The following is a 19,382-nucleotide window of genomic DNA, read 5'->3' as shown; positions in this document are numbered from 1 at the left end:
CGGCAAGAAACCGTGAAACGCAGCTTGCCGGCAAGCGCTGTGCCTTCCGGCTGACCAGGCTGACCCCATGGACTACGTAATCCAGATTCTCGGCCCGCTGCTCGCGGGGACGGCTGTGACGCTGCAGGTCTTCCTGCTGACGTTGCTGCTCTCGGTGCCGCTCGGGCTCGTCCTGGCGCTGCTGCGCGTCTCGCGCTTTCGCGTTGCGAGCGGCATCGTCAATGGCTATATCTGGCTGATGCGTGGCACGCCGCTGATGCTGCAGATGCTGTTCATCTACTTTGCCTTGCCCTTCGTGCCGGTGATCGGCGTGCGCTTGCCGGATTTTCCGGCGGCGATCGTCGCTTTCGTCCTCAATTACGCCGCTTATTTTGCCGAAATCTTTCGCGCCGGCATCCAGTCGATCGAGCGCGGGCAATACGAGGCGGCCAGGGTGCTCGGCCTCACCTACGGCCAGACCATGCGCCGCATCGTCCTGCCGCAGGTGGTGAAGCGCATCCTGCCGCCGATGAGCAACGAAACCATCACCCTGGTCAAGGACACCTCGTTGATCTATGTGCTGGCGATGAACGACCTCTTGCGTGCCGCGCGGGGGATCGTCCAGCGCGATTTCACGACCATGCCCTTCGTCGTCGCCGCCGCCTTCTACCTGTTGATGACGCTGCTCCTGACCTGGGGATTCAACTACCTGGAAAAGCGACATGCCGTCTACGACGAATGACTTGCCCGGCGTAGCGCCGATGATCCTGGCGCGCAGCATCCGCAAGTGCTTTGGCGTCGTCGAAGTCCTCAAGGGCGTCTCGCTGGAAATCGACCGGGGCGACGTCGTCGCGGTCATCGGCCCGTCAGGGTCTGGCAAGAGCACCTTTCTACGCTGCCTCAACCATCTCGAAACCATCGATTCCGGCGCCGTCGCGATCGCGGGCGAAACGCTGGTGAGTACCGACGCCGCCGGCGTCTGCCGCTACGCGCCGGATACCGAGCTGCGCCGCATCTGCCGCAAGATGGGGATGGTTTTCCAGCAGTTCAACCTGTTTCCGCACCTCACCGTGCTGCAGAACATCATCGAAGCGCCGATCACCGTCAAGGGTCTGGCGCGCGCGGCGATCATCCCCCAGGCCGAGGAATTGCTGCGCAAGGTCGGTCTGCTCGACAAACGCGACAGCTATCCGTCACGCCTTTCCGGCGGCCAGAAACAGCGCGTTGCCATCGCCCGCGCGCTGGCCATGCAACCCGACATCATGCTTTTCGACGAACCGACCTCGGCGCTCGACCCCGAACTCACCGGCGAAGTCCTGCGCAGCATGCGCCAGCTCGCCGAAGAGCGCATGACGATGCTCGTGGTCACCCACGAAATGGCTTTCGCCCGCGAGGTGTCGACCAGCGTCGTCTTCATGGACGAAGGCGAGATCGTCGAGGCGCGTCCGGCGGGCGAAATGTTCGCGAGTCCGGAGCATCCGCGTACGCGCGCTTTTCTCGAGCATATGCTGTAAAGTTGAGGTGTCGGGTTACGCTGCGCTAACCCGACCTACGCGACTGATCTGCAAATGGAGTTGAAGAATGGCTAACGCCTCCGTGGTTACCGTTGCCTCTGTAGGTCGGGTTAGCGCAGCGTAACCCGACACTCCAGGCATGCAATATCGCCGCGCCTTTACCCCCGGTGGCACATTCTTCTTCACTGTGGTGACCGAAGGGCGTCGCCCAATTCTCGCGTCGCCCGAAGCGGTGGAGGTCTTGCGTGACGCCTTCCGGGCGGTGCGCAGGACTCGCCCATTCGAGATCGATGCGATGGTGGTCTTGCCCGACCACCTGCACTGCATGTGGACGCTGCCACCTAGCGACGCCGATTTCGCGACGCGCTGGCGGCTGATCAAGACCTGGTTCACCAAACATTGCGCCCCTGATTTGCGCACCGCTCCCGGCCCATCTCGCGCGGCGAGAAACGAGCAGGCTTTGTGGCAGCACCGTTATTGGGAACACCGCTTGCGCGACGAGAATGATTGCGCGCGCCACATCGATTACATCCATTACAACCCGGTCAAGCATGGATGGGTCGCAGCGGCAATCGACTGGCCGTATTCGAGTTTCCGGCGATTTGTCGAAGCCGGAATCTATGCGGCCGATTGGGGGCGGAATGCGGTGGACCTTGTGGGAATCGGCGAGGAGTAGCTCCGTTGGGATGTCGGGTTACGCTGCGCTAACCCGACCTACCCGACTTAAAGCGTTGTATGCTAGGGGCGGTTCCCACCCTCAAGGAGAGTTGCCATGACTTTGTGCCCAATCGCCATTGTCGCCGGTTGCAAGAAATGCCCGGCGTTTTCGATCTGCCCGCTGAAAACGGTGCTCGGCGATGCTCCGAAGCAGGATGCCGCGCCGGTCAGTCCGCAAGGCGAGAACAAGAAGTAGGCTTCGCCGAAGGTGCATAGGCGTGCCGCTCGGGTTAATGTGAAAGTCGCGTATGCGACTCACGATTTCATGTGCCATGCTTGACAGCATTCTTCTCTCTGCCGCGCGCATCTGCACTTTCGAACAGCAGCGGCCACTGACCAACGCGAGTGGTTTTTTCTTCGCGCGCGGCCAGCGGCTGTTTCTGGTGACCAGCAGGCATGTGCTGCTCGACAAGCCGAGCCGGCATTTTCCCAACCGCATCGAGATCGAGTTGCACATCGACCCGGACAACCTGGCCGAGTCGACGAGGTTTTCGATTCCGCTGTACAACGGGGGGGAAAAAGCCTCTGGCGGCAGGGGTTGGACACGGCTGGGGACATCGACGTGGCGGTGATCGAAATCGACCGCAGCGCCCTGCCGGCAGCGACGCTCTATCGTGCTTTCACCCCTGCGCATCTACCCGGCGGTGTCGACGCCGTCGAGGTCGGCAGCTCGCTGCTGGTGGTCGGTTTTCCGCTCGGCTTCCACGACACCCTGCACCACATGCCGGTGGTGCGGCAAGCGGTGCTGTCGTCGTCATTCGGCCTGCGCTTCAAGGGCGAAGGGTACTTCCTGACCGATGCGCGCACCCACCGCGGCAGCAGTGGCGCACCGGTGGTCATGCGTACCTACGGCCAGGATCCGATGCGTGGCGATCTGCCGTGGCTGCTGCTCGGCATCCATTCGGCACGGCTCGACGTCGGCGGCCGCGACCGCAAGCTCGATGAAGCGCTGGGCCTCAATTGCGCCTGGTACGCCGACATCCTGATGACTCTGACTGCACACTGATTGCGCGCTGCCTCGTGAAGGAACGCCAATACATCGCTCGCCGGCAGGCGGAATGGCAAGCCTGGGACCGCTGGCTGGCGTCGGCGCAGAGGCCTGTCGCTGCCGCGCCGGAGGTGCTGGCGATCGACGCTGTCGGCTTGCCGCAGCGCTTCCGCCGCCTGTGCCATGACCTGGCGCTGGTGCGCGACCGGAATTACTCGGCGGCGCTGACCGAGGATCTGCAGCGGCGTGTGCTGGCTGTCCACCAGCGCATCTATGGCGCCGCCAGGCCCGAGGGTGGCGCGCTGCGGCGCTTCGTCGCCGCTGACTTGCCGGCGCTGGTGCGCGGCGAGTGGCGAGTCGTTGTCGCCGCCATGCTGCTCCTGCTGGGGCCGCTACTGGCGATGCTGATGGCCATTCAGGTCTGGCCTGACGCCGCTTTCCTGCTGCTCTCACCGGATACCGTCAGCGAGATCGAGGAGATGTACTCGCCAGCGGCAGCACATCTGGGCCGGCCGCGTGCGGCGTCGAGCGAGTGGGCGATGTGGGCTTTCTACATTGCCAACAATGTGCGCATCGATTTCCAGGCCTTCGCCGGCGGCATCGCATTTGGTCTCGGCTCGGTGTTCTACCTGCTCTACAACGGTCTCTACATCGGGGCGATTGCCGGTCACCTGACGCAGGTCGGCCTGGGGGAGACTTTCTGGGGCTTTGTCGCCGGCCACAGCGCTTTCGAATTGATCGGCGCGGTGCTCGCCGGTGCTGCCGGACTGAAGCTCGGGATGGCGCTGCTGGCACCAGGCCAGCGGTCACGCCTGGCGGCTTTGCAGGAGAACGGCCGCGTCGCGGTGAAGCTGCTTTATGGGGCCGCGGCGCTGACCTTCTTCGCCGCCTTCATCGAGGCTTTCTGGTCGCCTCTGCGTGGCGTTCCGCTGGAGATCAAGATCGCGGTCGGCAGCACTTTCTGGCTGCTCACCAGCGCCTATCTGTTGCTGGCCGGACGTCGATCCCGTGCAGCTTGAGCAGATCACCGTCAGGCTGCGCCGGCGCAGCCCCTGGGAGGCGCTGGATCTCGGGCCGGCGCTGCTGCGCAACTGGGCCGCGCCGGTCTACCGTGCCTGGTTTGCGACCTACTGGCCGGCCGGCATCGTCATTCTGTTGGTCATGTGGCCGTGGCCAGAATACGCGATACTCGTCCTGTGGTGGCTGAAGCCGCTGTTCGACCGGGTGCTGCTGTTCGTCTTCAGCCGTTCGGTCTTTGGCGACGAGTGCCGCGTGCGCGACCTGCTGCGCGAGTTGCCGCGTGTGTTGCGCGGGCCGGGCGTGCTCTCCGGCCTGACGCTGCGCCGCTGCAGCCTGGCACGCTCGCTGCTGCTGCCGGTGTGGCAGCTCGAGGGGCAGACCGGCGCCGACGCGCGGGCGCGTTTCCGGCTGTTGTCGCGGCGCTGCCGGGGCCACGCCGTCTGGCTGACCTTCTTTTGCGCCAATATGTCGACGATTCTCCTGGTCTCGATCGTGATCACCCTGCTGGCGCTGGTGCCGGGGGATGGCCAGGACCTGTCGCTCTGGCAGTGGTTTGGCGGCGATCGCTCGACTGCCGGGTATTTCGCCGGTAATCTGGTGTTCATGCTTGCCGAAACGGTGGTCGAGCCGCTTTACGTGGCTTCGGGGTTTTCCCTCTACCTGAACCGGCGCAGCGAACTCGAAGCCTGGGATATCGAACTGGCTTTTCGCCGCCTCGCCGCGCGGCAGTCTGCGACTCCTCTGGCGTCGTCCTTGCTGGTTCTCCTGGTGCTGGCCGTGTGGCTGCCGCTGCTCAAGCCCGTACAAGCCGAAGAAGCACCGCAACCGCCGAGCGTGGCCAGGCAGGCGATCGATGCGGTGCTCACCGACCCGGTGTTCGGGCAGGACCGGGAAGACTGGAGTTGGCGCTGGCGGCAGTCGGACTCGCCCGTCGACGAGCCTGGGGGCGACTGGATCAAGGTCTTGTTCAAAGCAATCGAATGGTTCTCCGAGATGCTCAGGGGCCTGCTCTGGGTCTTCGCCGGTCTCGGTCTGGCGGCGGCCATTTTCCTGGTGCTGCGCTACCGGCAGGCCGGATCGCGCGCACGCGTGGCGCCAGCGGCACCGGAGTTCCTGTTCGGTCTCGACCTGCGTCCGGCGTCCCTGCCGGCAGATGTGGCGGCGGCAGCGCATGCGGCGCTGGACCGGGGTGACAGCGTCGAGGCCTTGAGCCTGCTCTATCGCGGTGCATTGGTCGCTCTGATGCATCAGCGCCAGATCGACTTTGCCGCCGGTGACACCGAAAACGACTGCCTGAGCCGCATCGCCGGGCGAGTCCCCGAGGCGCTCGATCGCCGTTTCAACGTGCTCGTCGAGACCTGGCGGCTGGCGGCCTATGGTCGCCTGTCGATCCCGGTCGAGCGCGTCGAGGAACTGCTGGCAGGCTGGGATCTCCTGTTCGGCAAGCCGCAGGCACGGCCATGACGCGCCGCCACAACAAGGCCTCGCTCCTCGTACTCTTCGCCCTCGTCGGGCTGACGCTGCTGGCTGGCTGGCTGGTCACCCATCTCGAATATGTCCCGCAACATCGCCGCGAAGCGCCGCAGGCCGAGGCCCGGCGCAATCCCTACCTGGCACTCGAACGTTTCACCGCGCGCATGGGCGGCAAGCTGACGCGGCAATCGGACGCGCGCATCCTCGACCGGCTGCCGGCCGGTGGCACGCTGTTTCTCGACCGCCAGCGCGCGCATCACTTGCCCCCCCGAGCGACTGCGTCGCCTGCTCGCCTGGGTCGAGGACGGCGGATACCTGATCGCCGTCGCCGAATATCGTGACGTCGCCGATCCGCTGCTCGACCACCTCGGGGTGCGGTACTTCGAGCCGTCACCGCAGGCGCCACGCGAGTGGCCGGAGGTGCTGGAAGTGACGCTGCCTGGCATGCTCCGGCCGCTGCGGATCGACGCCAGAGGGCCGCGACTCGAGGCCGGCGGGCGACAGCCGGACTGGTCGGCTGGCGAGGGTGCAAATGGTGGCGGTGAACAGATCCTGCATTTCCACATCGGCCATGGGCATCTGACGATCGCCAGCGGGCTCGACCAGATGTTGAGCAATCGGCGCATCGGCGTGATGGACCATGCCGAATTCTACTGGACGCTGCTCAGCGAGCATGACCGCTCGTCACCACCGCAGGTTCTGTTGCTGTCGCGCCTGCAGATGCCGAGCCTGCTGGACTGGCTGCTGGAGAACGCCGGGGCCGCGTGCATCGCTGCGGCAATGTTGCTCGTCCTCTGGCTATGGCGCATCATTCCGCGCTTCGGGGGGGTACAGCCGGAGGCACCGCCGGCGCGCCGTGAACTGCGTGAACACCTGGCGGCCATTGCTCGCTACCTGTGGCGGTCGGGTGCGCTGGCGGCGCTGCTGGCACCTGCGCGCGAGCATTTTCGCAGCCGCCTCGCGCTGCGCCAGCCAGGCATCGCTGCACGCCCGCCTGCGGCGCAGGCGATCGCTCTGGCAGCACGTTCCGGTTTGCCGGCGGCGCGCATCGCCGCTGCCCTCGATGGCCGGGCCGATACCCCGCACGCTTTTACCGACGCGTTGCGCACCCTGCGCGACCTGGAACGTGAACTCTGAGATCCTCGCCATGAATACCCCCGCGCCGGTCCTGCCGGCAGAAAAACTGCAACAGGCAAGGCAACTGCTAAGCGCGCTGCGCGCTGAAATGGCCAAGGCGGTGATCGGCCAGCAGGCAGTGATCGACGAAGTGCTGATCGGTCTGCTGGCCGATGCACACGTGCTCATCGAGGGCGTTCCCGGTCTCGGCAAGACGCTGCTGGTAAAAGTCCTGGCCAGAACCTTCGGCGGCCAGACCCGGCGCATCCAGTTCACCCCTGACCTGATGCCTTCCGATGTCGTCGGTCACACGCTGTTCGACGCAGCCACGGCCAATTTCGTCACTCGCCAGGGGCCGGTGTTTACGCATCTCTTGCTCGCCGACGAGATCAACCGGGCGCCCGCCAAGACGCAGTCGGCGCTGCTCGAAGCGATGCAGGAAAAACAGGTGACGCTGGAAGGGAACAGCTCTCCCTTGCCGCGCCCGTTCATGGTCCTGGCGACCCAGAACCCGATCGAACAGGAAGGCACTTACCCGCTGCCGGAAGCGCAGCTCGACCGTTTTCTGTTCAAGATTCGCATCGATTACCCGAGCGAAGAAGAGGAAGTGGCATTGACCCGGCAGGTGACGAGAGCGAAGACCGGCGGTGACCTCGATGTCGAGGCGGTGGCCACGCTGATCCAGCCGGCAACGGTGGTCGGGCTGCAGCAATGGACGGCGCATGTCGTCGTCGACGAACGCGTCGTCGCTTATGCCGTAGCCATTGTTCGCGCCAGTCGTGAAACGCCGGGGCTGGCCAGCGGCGCTGGTCCGCGTGGCCCGATCGCGCTGGTGCGGGCAGCGCGGGCGCGGGCGCTGATGGCCGGGCGGGGTTTCGCCACGCCCGACGACATCAAGGCGGTGGCGCTGCCGGCGCTGCGCCACCGCGTGGCGCCGGCCGCCGAGGCCGAGATCGAAGGGCTCAGCGCCGACGATCTGCTGCGCGCGCTGCTCGAACGCGTGCCGGCGCCGCGGGCCTGACGGTCAAATGCTGCTTCCCGACCACAGACTGCTGCTCGCTGCCGGGCTGTGGCTGTTGCTGGGTCTGGCGGTCGCCGTCGTGCCGAGCCTGCTGGCACTCTGGCAGGCGACTGCGGCAACGCTGTTCGGCCTGGCCGCTGCCGACGCGCTGAGCGCCTGGCGCCGTCGCGGCCGCATCACCGTGCAGCGCGATCTGTCGCATGCCATGCCGGTAGGAACCTGGCAGAACATCGGCCTCTACCTTCGCTGCGATTCAGGGCAGCAGGCTAGCGGCTGGCTGATCGACAGGCACCCGGCAGCTTTCCTCAGCGAGGGCTTGCCACTGCGCTTCACGATCGCCGCCGACCGCTACCTGCGCGTCGCCTACCGGGTTTCGGTAAGCGAGCGCGGTCGGCAGGTGTTCGACGGCGTCAACCTGCGCTGCTCGTCGCCGCTGCGCCTGTGGTTGCTGCACGAGAGCATCGCGCTGCAGGATGTGGTGCGCGTCTTTCCGAATTTCGCACGCATCGCGCACTACACGCTGCTGGCGACCGATCACCGCCTGTCGCAGATCGGTATCCTGCAGCGCCGGCGGCGTGGCGAGGGCATGGAATTCCAGCAGTTGCGCGACTACCGTCAGGACGACTCGCCGCGGCAGATCGACTGGAAAGCCAGCTCCCGCGTCGGTCGCCTGATCTCGCGGGCATACGCCGATGAACGCGACCAGCAGATTGTCTTCCTGCTCGATTGCGGTGGCCGGATGCGTGCTCGCGATGGCGAGCTTTCGCATTTCGACCACACCCTCAACGCCCTGCTGCTGCTCGCCTGGGTCGCCCTGCACCAGGGCGACGCCGTCGGACTGGCGACCTTTGGCCACGCCGCGCCGCGCGTGCTGCCACCACGCAAGTCTCTGGCGACCCTGCAGGCGATGATGAATGCGGTCTACGACCTGCAACCGTCGCTGCAGGTGCCCGATTACCTGTGCGCCTGCGAATCCCTCAGCCAGCGCCTGCGCAAACGGGCACTGGTAATTCTGGTCACCAACCTGCGCGACGAGGACGACGATACCTTGCTGCCGGCAGTGGAACAGTTGCGGCGCCGCCACGCGGTGAGCATCGCCAGCCTGCGCGAGGCAGTTCTCGACGAGTTGCTCGAAGCGCCGGTCAGTGATTTCGACGCGGCGCTGACGCGCGCTGCCGGCCTCGAATACCTGCAGGCGCGGCGGCGGCAGGTGGCGCTGTTGCGCCACGGCGGCGTCGAGATTCTCGATGTCGCTGCGCGCGAACTGCCGGTGGCGCTGATCAATCACTACTGGGCCAGAAAGCGCGCCGGCGCGTTATAGTATGCGCCGCGTGCTCGTTGCCGCAGGGGGCAACGAAACGTCTGGTCACTGGGGCGACGAGACGTGTTTCCATCATTTTGACGGCAGGGGCTGCAATGCAGATCGACGAAAACCCATACAAGGCACCTTCGGCGCGGCTGTATGACTACAGCGATAGCTCTTTCGGAACGTTTCTTCCCGAGGGCCGGCTGGTGCCGGCCGGGTGCGGCTATCGGTGGCTGTTGCGCGGCTGGGAGATGTTCCGCACGGCGCCGGGCACCTGGATCGGCATCGCTGTCGCCTTCATGGCGGTGATGCTGATCGTCGGCATGATCCCTTTCCTGAATGTCGCCGCCAACCTGTTGATTCCGGTGTTCATCGGAGGCATCAGCATCGGTTGCCGGGCCATCGAGGAAGGTGAGGGGATCCGCTTCGAGCACCTGTTTGCCGGTTTTTCTCGCCAACCGGGAGGTCTGCTGATGGTGGGGCTGCTCTACCTGCTGACGCTGCTGGTGGTGGCGGTGGTACTCGGCATCGTGGCCACCGTCACCGGTGTCGCCGCACTGGCGACGATTGCTCACGACAGCGCCGGGAACACCGCCGTGTGGGCCATCGTGGTTTCCTTTCTGGTCATGATCCTGGTCTTTGCGCCACTGGCCATGGCGGTCTGGCTGGCGCCGCCGCTGTTGCTCTTTCATGAACTGTCGGCGTATCAGGCGATCAGGACCGGGATTCTCGTCGCGCTACGGAATTTGCTGCCCTTCCTGGTCTATGGCCTGCTGGTGCTGGTTGCCGCGGTGCTGGCCAGCCTGCCGCTGCTGCTCGGCTGGCTGGTGCTGCTGCCGGTGCTCTACGCTTCGCTGTACGCGGCTTACCGGGATCTGTTCTTCGCCGATCGTTGATGACCGTTGCGCTTGCCGCCCCGCTGGACAGCCTCCGCCGCATCGCCACACCCGAAGGCTGCGAGATCGAGTTGCGGGTGGCCGGGCCGGTCGCGCGGGCACGTGCCTGGTTTCTCGATTTCCTGCTCCGCCTGGGGCTCTGGCTGCTGCTGGTGTTTGCCGCCGCGAAAATCGGCGATTTCGGCGCCGGCCTGCTGTTGCTCGGTGCATTTCTGCTCGAGTGGGGGTATCCGATCGTATTCGAGGTGTATCGCCACGGCCAGACTCCAGGCAAGAAAGCCTGCGGCCTGGCGGTCGTCCATGACGACGGTCGCCCCGTCGGCTGGAGTGCCGCGTTCATCCGCAACACGCTGCGCAGCGTCGATTTCCTGCCGCTGCTCTACGCTGCCGGTTTCGTCACCAGCCTGCTCAATGCCGAGGGTAAACGCCTGGGCGACCTGGCTGCCGGTACGCTGGTGGTGCATGTCGATGGCGCTGCGCGCCGGCCAGCCAGTGCGGGCAGCGGGCTCGGCAGCGAAGCACCACCCTTTGTCCTGACGCGCGAAGAACAACTGGCGATCATCGAGTACAGCCAGCGTGCCGCGCTGCTGACACCCGAGCGGGCAGCCGAACTGGCCGTCGCCGCCGGGCCGCTGAGCGCTGGTCTCGACGGTGAGGCCGCGCGGCGGCGCCTGCTGCGCATCGGCAACTTCCTGCTCGGGAGTCAGGTATCCTGAATCTTCCCGGCTTCCCGCTGTCTTTGCCTGCTCTGCCCTGATACGGATCGACCTCATGAATGCTTACCCAGGACCAGCTCTGGTCACCCTCGCCACGGCACTGCTGTTGTTCGCCTGTGCGGCCTATGTCGGCCGCTGCCGCATCAAGTTCGGCATCCAGGCGCCGGCAACCAGTGGTCACCCGCAATTCGAGATCGCTTATCGGATCCAGATGAACACCCTCGAGAACACGGTCGCTTTCCTGCCGGTGTTGTGGGTGTGCGCATTCTACCTGTCGAGCCTCTGGGCGACGGTGCTCGGAGGCGCCTGGCTGCTGGGCCGGGTCTGGTACGCCTTGGCCTATGCTCGCGATCCGAAGACACGCGGCAAGGGCTTCCTGGTCTCGATGCTCGCTTTCGGCGCCCTTGCCCTCGGCGGCGCCTGGGGCGTGCTGCGCGGACTGCTCGCCTGAATCGCGAAACTTCCCGGACAACGCTAGGCGACGGCAGCGCGCAGAGAGCGCTGCCGGCACGCAAGCTGCGGCCGCTGCGTGCGCTGCTGCCTTACGTGGCCCGCTATCGAGGGCAGATCGCTCTGGCCCTGCTGTTCCTGCTGCTCGCCGCCGGCGCGACGCTGGCGCTGCCCTATGCCGTGAAACTGCTGGTCGACGGCGGTCTCGCGGCGCCAGCCGACAAGCTGCTCGACGATCGACTGCCGGCGATCCGCGACCATTTCATTCTGTTGTTCCTCGTCGCGGTGCTACTCGGGCTGGCGACCGCCGCGCGTTTCTACATGGTGAGCTGGATCGGCGAGCGAGTGACCACCGATTTGCGGCAGGCGGTCTACGCGCATGTGCTGCAACAGAGTCCGCAGTTCTTCGAGACCCTGAAGACTGGCGAAGTGCTGTCGCGGCTGACCACCGACACGACGGTGATTCACAACGCCGTCGGTTCGAGCATCAGCATGGGCCTGCGCAACCTGGTGCTGCTGGCCGGCGGGCTGACCATGCTGCTCACCACGACGCCGCGGTTGATGCTGACGGTGGCGGGAATCATCGTGCTGGTGGTGCTGCCGGCAGCACTCATCGCACGCCGCGTACGCAAACTCTCGCGCGCCAGCCAGGACCGCATTGCCGATACCAGTGGCATCGCCGGCGAGATCCTCAATGCCATTCCGGTGGTTCAGAGTTATACCCAGGAGAGTGCCGAAACGGCACGCTTCGCCACCGCCAACGAGCAGGCTTTTTCCACTTCGATCCGCCGCAGCGGCACACGCTCGGCGCTCACCGCCTTCGTCATCATCGGCGTCTTTGCTTCGCTGCTCTACGGCCTGTACGGCGGCGTTCAGGCGGTGCTCGCCGGCGAGATCAGCGCCGGCCAGTTGAGCCAGACGGCGCTCTATGTGATGCTTGTCGCCGGCAGCGTGGCCGTACTTGCCGAGGTCTGGGGCGACCTGCTGCGCGCTTCGGGGGCTACCGAAAGGTTGATGGAACTGCTCGGCGAGCGTTCGCCGATCACCGAGCCGGCACTGCCCGTTGCCCTGCCGGCAGCGGCGGCCGGCTTGCAGGTGCGCTTCAGCGAGGTGCACTTCGCCTATCCGTCGCGCCCGCTGCAGGCGGTGCTGCAGGGGCTCGATTTCACCATCGATGCCGGGCAGACGGTGGCGCTGGTCGGGCCGTCGGGGGCCGGCAAAACCACCGTCTTCCAGTTACTGCAGCGCTTTTACGACGTCAGCGAGGGGGGCATCCGGATCGATGGCATCGACCTGCGGTGCGCGCGCCTGACCGAGTTGCGCGCGCGCATTGCGGTGGTGCCACAGGAGGCGGTGATCTTCTCGGGCAGCATCGCCGACAACATCCGTTACGGCAAACCCGAGGCCTCCGACGAGGAAACCCGTGCTGCCGCACTCGCGGCCTTCGTCGATGAATTCGTGCAGCGCCTGCCCGACGGTTACGCCACTTTCGTCGGCGAACGCGGTGTCCGCCTGTCTGGCGGCCAGCGCCAGCGCATCGCCATTGCGCGAGCGATATTGAAGAACGCACCGCTGTTGCTGCTCGACGAAGCGACCAGCAGCCTCGACGCCGAAAGCGAGCGCGTCGTGCAGGCGGCGCTCGAAGCCGCGATGGCCGGGCGGACGACGATCGTCATTGCGCACCGCCTGGCCACCGTGCAGCGCGCCGACCGGATCATCGTTCTCGACCACGGACGGGTCATCGACGTTGGTACGCACACGGAGCTGGTCGAGCGTGGCGGCTTGTACGCCCGCCTGGCAGCGCTGCAGTTTGGTGCCTGAAGAGACCCGCTGCGGCGCACGCCCGCGTTGCCGGGAAGCCGGTGAACACCCTGTCTTTGCTGTGCTCAAGGTGCAAAGATGGCAAGAACTCGCTCCGATCCATCTCGGGGCTCATGCTCAGAGAGGAAAATGCATGCAAGCAGACGTCGACGATCGCCGCAGGATCAACAATGACGCCCCTAGCGCGCTGTGGTCACGCAGGGCGCAGGGACTGTGGCTGGCAGCGCTGGGGGTCGTGCTGCTCGGTGGCTTCCTTGCCTGGCAGCATTTTTACCCGGTGACGGCAGCGGATGGCTGGACATACCGGGTCTACCTCGATGGCATTCCGCAGGTCAGCGCCCTGGCGAAAGACCGTGATGGCGCCTTGTACATCAGCAAGGAACTCGGCAACGAGCGTGGCCTCCTGTTCAGGCGTGCGGCGAGTGGCAGCCTGTCCCAGGCCGTGGTCGGGCTCTCCAAGCCCGATGGACTGGTGGCGTTTCACGACGGCATCGCGATTGCTCAGGAAGGGGGCGACCTGCCGGTGCTTTGGCTGCATGACGGTCAAACGGAAGCCCTATTCCAGGGGCGAAGTGTCGAAGGTCTCGCCAGCGATGGCCGGTATCTGTACGCCATCGAAGATCGACCGGGCGATGGGCGTCTGCTGCGCTTCGACCCGCTCACCAGGGTGTTGACCGTCTTGCGCAGCGGCCTCAGCGAGGGTGAGGGCGTCGCGGTTTGTCCCGATGGGCGCTTGTTCTATACCGAAAAGGGAAAACGCTGGGTCAAGCGCTGGCAGGCCGACGGTGCCGATGTGCTGGTCCTCGAACAGCTCAACGCGCCGGGTTTTCTGATGTGCAACGAGGAAGGGCTGTGGATCACCGAAGACGCCACGCATCGGGCACGCCTGCTGCTGCTCGACCGAACAGGATCGTTGCAGACCATACTGCGCGGTCTGCGCTCCGGGCAAACCGTTCTGCCGCTGGCCCCGGGCCGGCTGCTGCTTGCCGAGCAAGGCCGCGGCCGTATTCTCGAAGTCGAGCGTTTGCCTGCAGCCTCCAGATGAACCCCCGATCCTTCCGGGAACGGCGTATCCGGACCAGGGTGCTGCTGCCGTGCGTCGCCACCGTTCCAACCGGCTTTGCTTGACCTCAACCTTTAGGAGAAAAAGACATGACGGACATGACAAGCAGCATGAAGCACCAGCTTCTCGGACTCTATGATTCACCTTTCGTGCGCCGCGTTGCGGTGACCATGCAGTGCTATGCGATCCCCTATGAGCATGTTTCGCTGTCAGTGTTCAGGCAGATGGACGCCATGCGTCCACTCAATCCGCTGTTCAAAGTGCCGATGTTGACACTGCCCGACGGTGAGAAAATCTACGAAAGTGCCTATCTGCTCGACTACCTCGACGAACTCGCTGCCGAACGTGGCATGACACCGTTGACGCCGCGCAGCGGGAGCGAACATCGGCAGGTGCAGCAACTGATGGCCCTGGCCATGGTGGCTACGGAAAAGGCCGTGGCCATCGAATACGAGCGCAAGCGCCCGGCCGAGCTGCAATGGCCTGACTGGACGAACCGCCTGCGCGGCCAGATGCGTCAGGCCCTGGCGATGCTCGAAGAGCGGCTGGACGGCGATTTTCTGTTCGGTGGCCGCCTGACGCAGGCCGACATCAGCAGCGTTGCCGGAATCGGCTTCATCCGTTACGTCCTGCCCCACGAATGGCCGAGCGGTGAGTGCCCGGCGCTCGAACGCCTGGCAGAGCGGCTCGAAGCGAGCGAAGCGTTCCAGGCGGTGCCGATCGAGGAGTGATTTGTCTGGAGTAATGGCTATGATCCAACACTACAGAAGTCACCCACTACCCAGGGCCTTGCCACTCGGACAGCATATGGCCAAAATTTATCAACCATATGATTCTTATAGGCTTATGTTTCATTCGGTTGAGCTTCTGTAGGTCGCCATCCTTTTCGGACCATTCGGTCATGCTTGGGCAGACGAGGTGTGAGCCACCCAGAAATCTGCCAAGTGCATGACAATATAGTATATACGGTGCTTTGGAGTATACGTTCCGAGTGGCGAGGCCCTGGGTAGTGGGTCAGGGCGCGAGCGCCAGGCTGACGCCAGGAGGAGAGTAGCTCACGAATGTATCGCCGCTGCATCGCGAGAGATTCTTTTAACCTATTGACCATTGAACATTGAAACCGATCTAGCGGTTCGCTTTTATTTAAGCAATACGTCTAGCATTTTTTTCTTGATGAGCTTTTATGTCAAAAAAAATTCCATTCCTGCCCCGCTCCCCGAGAAGCGCTTTGATTGTCTTTGCATTTTTGCATCATAATCATGAACTTGATTGATGCCACACTGACCTGCCTAATTTTTCCTGAAGCATCTAGGTAATGATCAAGTTTGGTTTTCGGGCTCCAATTAGAACCGGAACTATTCGCTTCGCTACCAATCATGGCGTAGTTACCAAAGCAGTTTATTTGCTCTTCATTAGGCGTACCATTCTTTCCAGTTGCATTGGCAGTTGGGAAGTAATGCTCCAGACTCCTGCGCGTTCTTGAAAAATAAAACTGTTCGAATACTTTCAGGCCAAAATCACCACATCCAAGTGCTGCAAAATAGTCAGTTCGTTCTTTACTGCCTTCTTTTGTTTTTTTCGCCGCGAAGCGTATTGGCATATTCTTCCCACAGTTTATAGTCAAGATAGTTGAAAACGAACAAAGGAATCCCCTTTGATTTTGCAGTGCCATCTCCATAGATTGCAGTAAAATTAAATATGTCATTGCGTGGCGTTATATCAAATTGATTGTTTTGAAAGATTGTGTTATCGAAACTGCCGGGTTTAGGAGTATTAATTTCGTTAAGGTTGTCGTTCACCAAATACACATCTTTGAAAAAATTTGTCCGCCAACCCCGCTACGAAATTACAATACGGGCTGATATCTGTACCTTGGCGGAATAGATGCAACAAGCAATAGAAAAGATAATTCTTGCGTTGCCTTGCTGTAAATGAGACCTCGAACATCGAAAGTGACTGCACTAGTTTATGCTGAATATTGATATCGTCAACACGATTTTTCAAATACTCGTTTTTTTCCGTCTTTTTGCCAGTACTGAAGCTTCCAGGGGTTATTCTCAATAGTGTCATCTTCATTTGAATGATGCACGAGATAGTTGTCAAGAAGATATTTTGCCATCAGCAGGTTGAAGCCGAACATCTTTACAAACTTTTTCATTAACCTGCACCTTGTCAAACTCATGAATCAAATCTTTATCGTCCAGATTAAAGCTTGTAGGATCAAAGTCGCTTTCTTCCATACGGGTAAGTTTCAACACAATAAGCAAGAAGTTTGCAAAATCCATTATCGGCTGGAACGTATCGAGTTTGTCCTCTTCTTGCTGCAGTTTGTCTATACCTTTGTAATTGATAAGATCACCGAAAGTCAGTGTATTGGTGTTATCGTCAGCTTGAGGTATATCGTTAAAGTTTAATACCTTGAAATCACTGAGATTATTTCCAAATATTGCGGTATCACGATACTTTTGCTGTATGTAGACCTTCATTTCGCTGCAATTTTCCCAAAGGCGATTGAACTTTGCTTTGTCGGCGTTGTTTAGGTTTTTCGATAAGACGTGCTTTAATAATTTCGTGCTTTTCCAGTTGCTCACCTCTGGAATTCATAACCTCAAAGTAGTGGTTTAGATCTATATCTTTGGGCACATGATAGTGAATCAGGTGAACGCTGTGCTGAATATATTCTTTGTACTTGGATAAATCGTTGGCCGGAACTATTTCATTAATGGCGTTCTTCGCATATTTAAAGCCATTTACAATTCCAGCGTCTTTTTTCGTCAACCTTGAATTCAGGGATGCTTTTAATGGTGTCGTTCGATTTTTTTGCGTGCCCTATACGTAAGTTTGTTTTGGATGAGAATTCCCAATGCACCCAGGACGAGGTTAATTGTGGTTAGCCTCTGTTGGCCATCAATCACTTCATATACCTGATCTCCTTTATGGAAGGACACCAATGTCCCGATAAAATAGGTCGGTTTTCTTGAAGTGAACGAATCATAAACATCCTGAATCAATGCGGAAATCTCATCTTTTTCCCATGCATAGTTTCTCTGGTATATTGGCACTTCATAGGTTGCTTTGTCACCATTATAAATTTCAGCTATAGAAAGTTCTTTGAGGGGGGAGCGTTTTTGGTTTTCATTTTCTGTCCTCCATGAATTTGTTTGATTTGAAATAGTGAAGATAGTTTTTGATAAATGTCGTTTTTCGTCTCGATCATCCACATTATCTTTTTTTTGCTGCTATCTTGTTAATTGGCAACAGGTTCACCTTGTCGGAAAGTGAACTTAAAAGCGAAACCGGTGAATCTGAGTCGGTGATGATTTTGTATATATTAAAGGAGTTTATAAGATCGTTACCCATAATGTAATTCTGGGCAGACAGCCAGCCGAGATTGTAGTATTGTGCCCTTAGCGAATAGGCCCAGACAAAAGCAAACACCACAAATTGATCTAACATTTCCAAGTCAATTTTTGCAGGTCGTTCTGGGCAGAACCTATCAACATAGAGCAAAATAGCGGTGTCTAACAACAGGCGTGTAATTCGGTTGCCAACACCGTTTTTGTATGTACTCAGGTCAAGTGTTTTTATGATATCGTTATCATTGATGAAATAGCCCTCGTATTTGTCGTTGTTCTGAATATCTTTAAGAATTTCAAAGTAGTGTTTTGCATAGTCAAAAAAAAGGTTTACCCGCCACAATTGGCGTATCCAACTGAAACGGTTTAAGATTGCGTATGCCTGAGACAAAAGGAGTTGAGGAATGATTAACCGTATCGGCATAGGCAAATGCCCCTTTGTAGAATTGAGCATAAGGGAAGTTATCCTGCCTGGTAATGCCCTTGAATTTATGAATATTATGTTCTGTGAGTTCCCATGCTTTGTTGCCTTTTGTCCATTCTTTTACGCGATAGAGATAATCACTAAATAGTCCGGAGAGTTCTTTTTTGGTCTAAATCCTCCCAACTTTTTTACAACCTTCTCGGTCTCCGCTACATCCAAATCGTTCATTTCACGAAGATGATAGGCCTTCAGCAAATCATGGGGGGTAAAGCTTTTTTACCACGAGCATTTTGCGAATCAAAAAAACTGGAAGGCTTCGGATATGTTCTCTGTAACGACAACAATGAGTTCGCAGTTGTTTTTCGATGTAATCCAGTAGTTCTCCTCTTTCTCGTACATCAATATTAACTGTACGTCTTTCCAGTGTGCGAAAGTTATTGGGTATGTTGCGAGTATTATGTGGATTATTGGCGAGGGGTTGCTCTAAAAAGCGTATTGAGGTAACACCAAGAGCCTTCAGTAACAACGAAAAGGTGATAGTTCTCTGTTGCCCGTCAACGATGTTATATGTTGATCTTCCTTCTTGGTGTAGAATGAGTGTCCCTACACGGTAGGTTTCTTTATTCTCTTTTTTTTGCACCAATAATATCGTCCAGCAGTTGAATTGCATTTTTTGGCTGTCCATTTATAGGGGCGCTGATAAGGTGGAATCACTAAGTTAATATCAGGAATGGGGTTGCCGTCGACATCCTTTGTGATTTTATTGTGCGACAATAAGTCACCGATTTTTGTTATTGCGAGTTTTAAGCATGTGCTCATATATTATAGTCCTTTTAATATTGTTCTTTCTGCCGCCTTGACGGCTACATATTTTTATTCTAGCATGCATCTCTGTCTTTTCTATATTTCATCGACTACACTTATCGATTCATCACATTGTGCTGGCGATATGCACCACCGGGAAGCGTTCGCGCAGGCTGTCCTTGAAGCTTTGCGCGGTAAAGCTCTGGTCGAGCTTGACGATGCCGGGCAGCACGCCGGCGCTGCCGGGTTGCTTGACGATGGCGGCCATTTCGCTGGGCCCGCGCGCAGGGCGTCTTGTGTACCCCAGGCCTGCGTGACGCCGTGGCCGGCCACCTTCCAGCCAGCGCGCGGCTTGTCTTTCAGCCGTCCGCGCGGCGTCGGTATAGAGCGCCACGGCGTAGGGCTGCGCGAGGTAACGTTCGCCGTCGTACAGTGCGGCGAACGGCACGTAGCGCAGCGTGCCGTCGAGCGCGACCATCAGCTTGCGCGCGCCGATCGCTTCGAGGTTGTCTCGGCGACCGGCGCAATCAGGTGGTCGTAGAGGAGCAGCTTGGCTGCCTCCGCACCGAGTTGGGTCAGCGGGTGGCCGGCGGTCTGCAGTTTCGCGTCGGCAGCGATTGATTTCGCGGCCGGTGAAGCTCGCGCGCGTGGCGCGCGGATCGTCGCCGGCGTCGCGGCGGATGAAGTCGTGGTACTCGTCTTCCTTGAGCATCGCCAG

General features: G+C 60.3%; 23 protein-coding genes and 2 pseudogenes. 17 read left to right on the top strand and 8 right to left on the bottom strand.

Annotated features, from left to right (window positions below):
- Positions 1–67: 67 nt before the first annotated feature.
- The 17 genes and pseudogenes from E4Q08_RS02670 to E4Q08_RS02590 all read left to right on the top strand — a co-directional run bounded on the left by E4Q08_RS02670 (position 68) and on the right by E4Q08_RS02590 (position 14,811).
- Positions 68–721: an amino acid ABC transporter permease gene (locus E4Q08_RS02670; protein ID WP_034912963.1), complete on the top strand. Its 654-nt coding sequence runs from the start codon at positions 68–70 to the stop codon at positions 719–721.
- Complete coding sequence (locus tag E4Q08_RS02665) at positions 702–1,493, top strand: amino acid ABC transporter ATP-binding protein (RefSeq protein WP_308240039.1); 792 nt, start codon at positions 702–704, stop codon at positions 1,491–1,493. Before E4Q08_RS02670 ends, E4Q08_RS02665 begins: the two co-directional genes overlap by 20 nt.
- A gap of 139 nt (positions 1,494–1,632) precedes the next feature.
- Positions 1,633–2,169 carry an REP-associated tyrosine transposase gene (locus E4Q08_RS02660; protein WP_169069228.1) on the top strand — a complete coding sequence of 179 codons (537 nt, stop codon included), beginning with the start codon at positions 1,633–1,635 and terminating at the stop codon, positions 2,167–2,169.
- Between the two features lie 96 nt (positions 2,170–2,265).
- A complete protein-coding gene (locus E4Q08_RS02655) occupies positions 2,266–2,406 on the top strand; it encodes a hypothetical protein (RefSeq protein WP_169069227.1) in 141 nt (46 codons plus the stop codon).
- A 76-nt stretch (positions 2,407–2,482) separates the two neighbouring features.
- Positions 2,483–3,216, top strand: a pseudogene (locus E4Q08_RS02650) (S1 family peptidase).
- A 14-nt stretch (positions 3,217–3,230) separates the two neighbouring features.
- The gene (locus tag E4Q08_RS24340; protein WP_169069226.1) at positions 3,231–4,217 is read left to right on the top strand and encodes a stage II sporulation protein M; all 987 of its coding nucleotides are present in this window, start codon (positions 3,231–3,233) and stop codon (positions 4,215–4,217) included.
- Positions 4,207–5,682, top strand: coding sequence for a hypothetical protein (locus E4Q08_RS02640; RefSeq protein WP_169069225.1), 1,476 nt, complete (start codon positions 4,207–4,209; stop codon positions 5,680–5,682). Before E4Q08_RS24340 ends, E4Q08_RS02640 begins: the two co-directional genes overlap by 11 nt.
- A complete protein-coding gene (locus E4Q08_RS02635) occupies positions 5,679–6,032 on the top strand; it encodes a hypothetical protein (protein ID WP_169069224.1) in 354 nt (117 codons plus the stop codon). Before E4Q08_RS02640 ends, E4Q08_RS02635 begins: the two co-directional genes overlap by 4 nt.
- Complete coding sequence (locus E4Q08_RS02630; RefSeq protein WP_169069223.1) at positions 5,914–6,828, top strand: DUF4350 domain-containing protein; 915 nt, start codon at positions 5,914–5,916, stop codon at positions 6,826–6,828. Before E4Q08_RS02635 ends, E4Q08_RS02630 begins: the two co-directional genes overlap by 119 nt.
- A 10-nt stretch (positions 6,829–6,838) precedes the next feature.
- Positions 6,839–7,828, top strand: coding sequence for an AAA family ATPase (locus E4Q08_RS02625; RefSeq protein ID WP_169069222.1), 990 nt, complete (start codon positions 6,839–6,841; stop codon positions 7,826–7,828).
- Positions 7,829–7,835: 7 nt separating this feature from the next.
- Positions 7,836–9,149: a DUF58 domain-containing protein gene (locus E4Q08_RS02620; protein WP_169069221.1), complete on the top strand. Its 1,314-nt coding sequence runs from the start codon at positions 7,836–7,838 to the stop codon at positions 9,147–9,149.
- A gap of 95 nt (positions 9,150–9,244) precedes the next feature.
- Positions 9,245–10,030, top strand: coding sequence for a BPSS1780 family membrane protein (locus E4Q08_RS02615; protein WP_169069220.1), 786 nt, complete (start codon positions 9,245–9,247; stop codon positions 10,028–10,030).
- Complete coding sequence (locus E4Q08_RS02610) at positions 10,030–10,746, top strand: RDD family protein (RefSeq protein WP_169069219.1); 717 nt, start codon at positions 10,030–10,032, stop codon at positions 10,744–10,746. The genes E4Q08_RS02615 and E4Q08_RS02610 overlap by 1 nt, the downstream gene beginning before the upstream one ends.
- Positions 10,747–10,801: 55 nt before the next feature.
- Complete coding sequence (locus tag E4Q08_RS02605; protein ID WP_169069218.1) at positions 10,802–11,197, top strand: MAPEG family protein; 396 nt, start codon at positions 10,802–10,804, stop codon at positions 11,195–11,197.
- Between the two features lie 95 nt (positions 11,198–11,292).
- The gene (locus E4Q08_RS02600; RefSeq protein WP_308240038.1) at positions 11,293–13,017 is read left to right on the top strand and encodes an ABC transporter transmembrane domain-containing protein; all 1,725 of its coding nucleotides are present in this window, start codon (positions 11,293–11,295) and stop codon (positions 13,015–13,017) included.
- 133 nt (positions 13,018–13,150) lie between these two features.
- Positions 13,151–14,062, top strand: a complete 912-nt coding sequence (locus tag E4Q08_RS02595; protein WP_169069217.1) for a YncE family protein — start codon at positions 13,151–13,153, stop codon at positions 14,060–14,062.
- A 107-nt stretch (positions 14,063–14,169) separates the two neighbouring features.
- Positions 14,170–14,811, top strand: a complete 642-nt coding sequence (locus E4Q08_RS02590; protein WP_169069216.1) for a glutathione S-transferase family protein — start codon at positions 14,170–14,172, stop codon at positions 14,809–14,811.
- 455 nt (positions 14,812–15,266) lie between these two features.
- On the opposite strand, the gene E4Q08_RS02585 is transcribed toward E4Q08_RS02590, so the two are convergent.
- The 8 genes and pseudogenes from E4Q08_RS02585 to E4Q08_RS02555 form a co-directional block, all read right to left on the bottom strand.
- Positions 15,267–15,752 carry a hypothetical protein gene (locus E4Q08_RS02585; protein WP_169069215.1) on the bottom strand — a complete coding sequence of 162 codons (486 nt, stop codon included), beginning with the start codon at positions 15,750–15,752 and terminating at the stop codon, positions 15,267–15,269.
- A gap of 427 nt (positions 15,753–16,179) precedes the next feature.
- Positions 16,180–16,566 (bottom strand): hypothetical protein, encoded by a 387-nt coding sequence (locus tag E4Q08_RS02580; protein ID WP_169069214.1) that lies wholly within the window; start codon positions 16,564–16,566, stop codon positions 16,180–16,182.
- Positions 16,535–16,858, bottom strand: coding sequence for a hypothetical protein (locus E4Q08_RS02575; protein WP_169069213.1), 324 nt, complete (start codon positions 16,856–16,858; stop codon positions 16,535–16,537). The genes E4Q08_RS02580 and E4Q08_RS02575 overlap by 32 nt, the downstream gene beginning before the upstream one ends.
- Positions 16,859–16,878: 20 nt before the next feature.
- Positions 16,879–17,301: a DUF262 domain-containing protein gene (locus E4Q08_RS25580; RefSeq protein ID WP_169069212.1), complete on the bottom strand. Its 423-nt coding sequence runs from the start codon at positions 17,299–17,301 to the stop codon at positions 16,879–16,881.
- Between the two features lies 1 nt (position 17,302).
- Positions 17,303–17,779 (bottom strand): DUF7834 domain-containing protein, encoded by a 477-nt coding sequence (locus E4Q08_RS24330; protein WP_443984443.1) that lies wholly within the window; start codon positions 17,777–17,779, stop codon positions 17,303–17,305.
- Positions 17,754–17,966 (bottom strand): annotated as a pseudogene (locus tag E4Q08_RS26325) (DUF7834 domain-containing protein); the annotation flags it as partial. The pseudogene E4Q08_RS26325 and the gene E4Q08_RS24330, both read right to left, overlap by 26 nt.
- Before the next feature lie 150 nt (positions 17,967–18,116).
- Complete coding sequence (locus E4Q08_RS24325) at positions 18,117–18,530, bottom strand: DUF262 domain-containing protein (RefSeq protein ID WP_248594643.1); 414 nt, start codon at positions 18,528–18,530, stop codon at positions 18,117–18,119.
- Positions 18,531–18,791: 261 nt separating this feature from the next.
- Positions 18,792–19,376: a CHAT domain-containing protein gene (locus E4Q08_RS02555; protein WP_169069210.1), complete on the bottom strand. Its 585-nt coding sequence runs from the start codon at positions 19,374–19,376 to the stop codon at positions 18,792–18,794.
- Positions 19,377–19,382: the final 6 nt, after the last annotated feature.

This window comes from Candidatus Accumulibacter contiguus (genome assembly GCF_012940005.1).
GTDB lineage: Bacteria > Pseudomonadota > Gammaproteobacteria > Burkholderiales > Rhodocyclaceae > Accumulibacter > Accumulibacter contiguus.
Note: the sequence above shows the minus strand (reverse complement) of the source record. Positions and strands in the feature narration are given on the sequence as shown.

Bases quoted from the DNA above. Each gene is read 5' to 3' on its own strand.
- E4Q08_RS02670 (WP_034912963.1), top strand. From the start codon at position 68: ATGGACTACGTAATCCAGATTCTCGGCCCGCTGCTCGCGGGGACGGCT.
- E4Q08_RS02665 (WP_308240039.1), top strand. From the start codon at position 702: ATGCCGTCTACGACGAATGACTTGCCCGGCGTAGCGCCGATGATCCTG.
- E4Q08_RS02555 (WP_169069210.1), bottom strand. From the start codon at position 19,376: ATGCTCAAGGAAGACGAGTACCACGACTTCATCCGCCGCGACGCCGGC.
- E4Q08_RS02585 (WP_169069215.1), bottom strand. From the start codon at position 15,752: ATGGCACTGCAAAATCAAAGGGGATTCCTTTGTTCGTTTTCAACTATC.
- E4Q08_RS02635 (WP_169069224.1), top strand. From the start codon at position 5,679: ATGACGCGCCGCCACAACAAGGCCTCGCTCCTCGTACTCTTCGCCCTC.
- E4Q08_RS02625 (WP_169069222.1), top strand. From the start codon at position 6,839: ATGAATACCCCCGCGCCGGTCCTGCCGGCAGAAAAACTGCAACAGGCA.
- E4Q08_RS02580 (WP_169069214.1), bottom strand. From the start codon at position 16,566: ATGAAGGTCTACATACAGCAAAAGTATCGTGATACCGCAATATTTGGA.
- E4Q08_RS24325 (WP_248594643.1), bottom strand. From the start codon at position 18,530: ATGCAATTCAACTGCTGGACGATATTATTGGTGCAAAAAAAAGAGAAT.
- E4Q08_RS02655 (WP_169069227.1), top strand. From the start codon at position 2,266: ATGACTTTGTGCCCAATCGCCATTGTCGCCGGTTGCAAGAAATGCCCG.
- E4Q08_RS02610 (WP_169069219.1), top strand. From the start codon at position 10,030: ATGACCGTTGCGCTTGCCGCCCCGCTGGACAGCCTCCGCCGCATCGCC.
- E4Q08_RS02605 (WP_169069218.1), top strand. From the start codon at position 10,802: ATGAATGCTTACCCAGGACCAGCTCTGGTCACCCTCGCCACGGCACTG.
- E4Q08_RS02615 (WP_169069220.1), top strand. From the start codon at position 9,245: ATGCAGATCGACGAAAACCCATACAAGGCACCTTCGGCGCGGCTGTAT.
- E4Q08_RS02620 (WP_169069221.1), top strand. From the start codon at position 7,836: ATGCTGCTTCCCGACCACAGACTGCTGCTCGCTGCCGGGCTGTGGCTG.
- E4Q08_RS02660 (WP_169069228.1), top strand. From the start codon at position 1,633: ATGCAATATCGCCGCGCCTTTACCCCCGGTGGCACATTCTTCTTCACT.
- E4Q08_RS02590 (WP_169069216.1), top strand. From the start codon at position 14,170: ATGACGGACATGACAAGCAGCATGAAGCACCAGCTTCTCGGACTCTAT.
- E4Q08_RS02595 (WP_169069217.1), top strand. From the start codon at position 13,151: ATGCAAGCAGACGTCGACGATCGCCGCAGGATCAACAATGACGCCCCT.